This window comes from Actinomyces sp. 565, from assembly GCF_010365615.1.
Classification (GTDB): domain Bacteria; phylum Actinomycetota; class Actinomycetes; order Actinomycetales; family Actinomycetaceae; genus Actinomyces.
In genome coordinates, this window is record NZ_PIZD01000071.1 from 49,952 (window position 1) to 53,955 (window position 4,004).

A 4,004-nucleotide genomic window follows, 5' to 3' on the forward strand; every position below is an offset into this window, starting at 1 on the left:
CTACTGACGCGCGGAGGCCTCGGCCTCGGGATCGCCATCCGCATGGTCGTCCCGCTCCGAGCGCAGGGACCCCAGCCGCTCACGCAGGGAGGCGACGCCCGTCTCCGCGCGGTGCTTGAGCTCCAGTGCACGCACCAGGCCGGCGTAGACGCGCGGCCGCACCGGCACGTCCCAGGGGCCGGGGATGGCGACGGTGCCCTCGGCGGTGAACTTGCCCTTGAAGGAACCGACGCCGTTGAGCTCGGGGGTGCGCTCGGACCCGGCGCCCATCAGGTCCCAGGTGCGCACGCCACGCTCGCGCAGCCAGCACCCCTCCTTGTAGAGCAGCGCATCAGCGGCACGGCCTCGACGCCCCTCCGCGGTTGAAGCCGCATAGTAGCGTCCGGCGCCGTCGCCCCACACCGTGTCGATACTCCAGGCCAGCGCCTGGCCGCCATTGCGGCGGGCCACGTAAAGCCGGCAGTGGTCCGGGCCGAGCGTGCGCAGCATGGTGCGGTAGGTCTCCTCGGGCGCCGCGTGGAACCCGTCCCTGTCCCCCGTCTCCAGGAGGATCTGGTAGAGCTCCGCGAATACCTCCTCGGCGCGGTCGGTCTCATCGTGATAGGTCAGCTCCGTGTTGCGCAGTGCCTTGCGCACGTCGCGACGTCCCCGCGGCTTGAAGGAGGCCAGGAAGGCGTCGTCGTCGGGGCGGTCAAGATCAAGGATCACGGTGTGGTCGTAGGCCATCGTCTGCAGCAGCTCGTGCAGGCCGGGCGCCGGATGGGTGCAGTGCAGGCGTACGAATACGACCGCGGGATCGTGAAAGCGAACCCCCTCAGTCAGCAGTTCACGCAGCTCTGCCTCCTCGGCGGCGCTGGGCTCCTGGCCGAGCCATACCGGAGCGTGCCTGGCCCACAGGTAGGGGAAGCCACGCACGTTCATCCGGGTCAGCGAGATCAGGGCCCGCGGCTGGCCGGCGGCCGTCTCATAAACCAGCCGCCCCCACGGTTCACGCCCGTCCATCGCGGCGTCGAATGCGTCCCATGCAGCTGTCTGCTCAATGGGCAGCGTGGTGCCGGCCTCCTCGGCGATGCGGCGGAATGTCTCCCAGTCGATGCGCCGCATGGAGCCGCGGGATGCGAGCGGGGTGGCGTTCTCGGGCAAGGTCATGGAGTGCGTTCCTGTCCTGTTTGCTTGGCTAGTAGTGGCGCCGCCGCGAGCTGTGCCCGCCGGCCGGTCTCACGATAGACCAGTAGCACAGGCTGCGGGACCGTTGCGGTCGTGAAACGTGTCGGCCGACCGGCGCGGCGTGGCAACACTAGGCGTGCAGCAGCGCCGGTAGCCTGAAGCAGTGGCAGACATTCACCGCGTGCAGGCACATGACGCCGCCGCTTCCACGATGCCGGAGCGCTTCCGCTCCGCGCTGGAGTCACTGCGGGAGACGCCCCGGCCACGCGGGCTGGTCCTAGAAGAAGTTCCCGCGCCCGCACGATTGGCCCCCTATGCCGCCGCGCTCACCGCACAGACGGTGCAGACCGCAGCGGGTACGCCGGCCGCCTCCGGGCGCTTCGTGGTGCTGCATGATCCCGGTACGCAGGCGGCCTGGGATGGCGATTTCCGCCTGGTGGTGATGGTGAGCTCACGCATCGACGACGAGATCGGCACCGACCCGCTGCTCGGTGCGGCAGCCTGGTCCTGGCTGACCGACGCACTGGATCACGCCGGCGCGGGCAGGCGGGCACTGGTGGGCACGGTCACACGGGTGCTTTCGGACACATTCGGCGGGTTGGAGCTGACGGACGCGAGTGCGCAGGTCGAGATCAGAGCCTCCTGGACGCCGTCCACCCCTGACCTGTCCGCGCACCTGCTCGCCTGGTACGAGTTGATTCACTTAAGCGCCGGGCACGAGCCGGAGACGGCGGTGCCACTGAGCCTCGCGGGAGCCTCGAGGTGACGGGACGAGCGCAACCGCGGCCCGCCGTCGTCCCGGGCACGACGGATGCCCCGGTACCGCCAGAGGCCGTGATCGCCTACCCGCGGCCCGCGGAGGGACTGCCCCCGATTACGGACACCCCCGATGCGCTCGCTCGCGCAGCCGCCGCCCTGGCTGCCGGAACCGGGCCAATAGCCGTCGACGCCGAGCGCGCCTCCGGATTCCGCTACGGGCAGGATGCCTATCTGGTGCAGCTGCGCCGCGAGGGCACTGGAACCGTGCTGGTGGATCCGCTGGGTGCGGGCGACCTCTCCGCCCTGGCCGAGGCGCTGGACGGTCCGGAATGGGTGCTGCATGCCGCCGACCAAGACCTCCCCTGCCTGACCGCACTGGGACTACATGCGCGTTCCCTGTTTGACACCGAGCTGGCCGCGCGCATGCTAGGCCGCCAGCACGTGGGCCTGGGGGCCGTGCTCGAGGAGACGCTGGGACTGCGACTGGCCAAGGATCACGCCGCGGCCGACTGGTCGACTCGGCCGCTCCCGGAGTCGTGGCTGGTCTACGCCGCACTTGACGTCGAGCTGCTCCTGCCGCTGCGTGATGCGCTCGCGCACGAGCTTGATGCGGCGGGCAAGGCGCAGTGGGCCGCGCAGGAGTTCGAGTATGAGCGCACCCACCCGCTGCGCCCGGCCCGGACCGATCCTTGGCGGCGCACCCCCAGGTCCGGACGCGCGGTTCGCAGCCCGCGCTCGCTGGCGGTACTGCGCGAGTTGTGGACGGCACGCGAGGAGCTCGCCCGGGAGCTGGACGTGACCCCTTCCAAGGTGCTCCCGCACCGCGCCCTGGTGGCAGCTGCCGTGGCCCAGCCCTCGTCTCGCCGCCGCCTGGCCTCGCTGCGGGAGTTCTCCTCTCGATCGGTACGCGACCACCAGGAGCTTTGGTGGAGTGCGGTCGAGCGCGCAATGGCGCTACCCGAGGATGAGCTTCCCCCTTTGCACACGCCGCTCGCGCCCGGCGAGCTGCCCCAGCCGCGCTCCTGGGGCCGACACCATCCGGAGTCCGCCGAGGCGTTGGAGCTGGTACGCAGTGCCGTGCGCGCCCGCGCCGAGCAGTTGCGCCTGCCACACGAGCTCCTGCTGGGCACCGACGTGCAGCGGCGCCTGGCGTGGGAGCTCGGCGAGGCGCGCGCCGCCGGGGAGCAGGCAGACGCCTCGCCGGCCGCGATCTCCACCCGGCTGCAAGTGCTGGGGGCACGTCCCTGGCAGGTGGACCAGGTCTCGGCCCCGCTGGCCGCAGCTCTGTCATAGCTCTGTCATAACGGCTCGGGCAGGCTCAGCCGCTTGCGCGCCTGCGCCCCTCACCAGCCCACCGGGTGGAGCGGCCGCACCGGGGCGGGCGGCTCTGGTCACCCCTGGGGCACAGCACCGCCTGCACGGTGCGGTGCCGAATTACGTGCTCAGTGCACGGTGAAGCCGTGCGCCCGGAAGATCTCGCGAGTGGACTCCACCTGCGCCGGCTCCGGCGGGCGGGTGTCACGCAGCTTGTACTCCAGCTTCAGGGCGTCCCACTTGTCAGTCCCCATCTGGTGGAAGGGCAGCACCTCCACGCGGGAGACTACCGGCCGCCAGCGCTCCACAATGCGGGCGACGTTCTCCACGTTCTGCGGGTCGTCGGTCAGCCCCGGAACCAGCACGAAGCGCACCCAGGTCTCGATGCCCTTGGCGGCCAGCCGGTCACCGAAGTCGATGGTCGGGGCGAGTTCGCGGCCGGTGACCTTCTTGTAGGTGTCCTCGTCCCCGCTTTTCACGTCCAGTAGGACCAGGTCGATGTTGTCCAGCATCTCGTCAGAGGCGTGCTGGCCGAGGTAACCGGAGGTGTCGATGCAGGTGTGGATACCCATGGCCTTCGCGCCGGCGAGGATGCGTCCGGCGAAGGCCGGCTGCATGAGCACTTCCCCGCCGGAGAGGGTGATGCCGCCACCGGTTGCCTTGAAGACGTTCCGGTAGCGCCGGATGCGCCGCAGGATCTCCTCCACGTCCACAGGCTCTCCGTCACGCATCAGGAACGTGTCCGGGTTGTGGCAGTACAGGCA

Annotated in this window: 4 protein-coding genes; 2 read left to right on the forward strand and 2 right to left on the reverse strand. The window is 70.4% G+C overall.

Translation table 11 applies throughout. From position 1 onward, the window contains the following. Positions 1-1,149, reverse strand: coding sequence for a GNAT family N-acetyltransferase (locus tag GZ997_RS11785; RefSeq protein ID WP_162680021.1), 1,149 nt, complete (start codon positions 1,147-1,149; stop codon positions 1-3). Between the two features lie 229 nt (positions 1,150-1,378). Here GZ997_RS11785 and GZ997_RS11790 point away from each other — a divergent pair, with 229 nt between their 5' ends. Together GZ997_RS11790 and GZ997_RS11795 are read left to right on the forward strand one after the other, a co-directional pair. After that, entirely contained in the window at positions 1,379-1,933 is a 555-nt protein-coding gene (locus GZ997_RS11790; protein ID WP_161925335.1) for a DUF3000 domain-containing protein, read from the forward strand. A gap of 68 nt (positions 1,934-2,001) precedes the next feature. Further along, positions 2,002-3,219 (forward strand): HRDC domain-containing protein, encoded by a 1,218-nt coding sequence (locus GZ997_RS11795; protein ID WP_308807203.1) that lies wholly within the window; start codon positions 2,002-2,004, stop codon positions 3,217-3,219. A gap of 149 nt (positions 3,220-3,368) precedes the next feature. On the opposite strand, the gene pflA is transcribed toward GZ997_RS11795, so the two are convergent. After that, positions 3,369-4,004 (reverse strand): pyruvate formate-lyase-activating protein (gene pflA / locus GZ997_RS11800; RefSeq protein ID WP_162680022.1); only part of this gene is annotated, 636 nt, incomplete at its 5' end.

Coding starts and splice junctions, on each gene's coding strand:
- GZ997_RS11785 (WP_162680021.1), bottom strand. CDS start 1,149: ATGACCTTGCCCGAGAACGCCACCCCGCTCGCATCCCGCGGCTCCATG.
- GZ997_RS11790 (WP_161925335.1), top strand. CDS start 1,379: ATGCCGGAGCGCTTCCGCTCCGCGCTGGAGTCACTGCGGGAGACGCCC.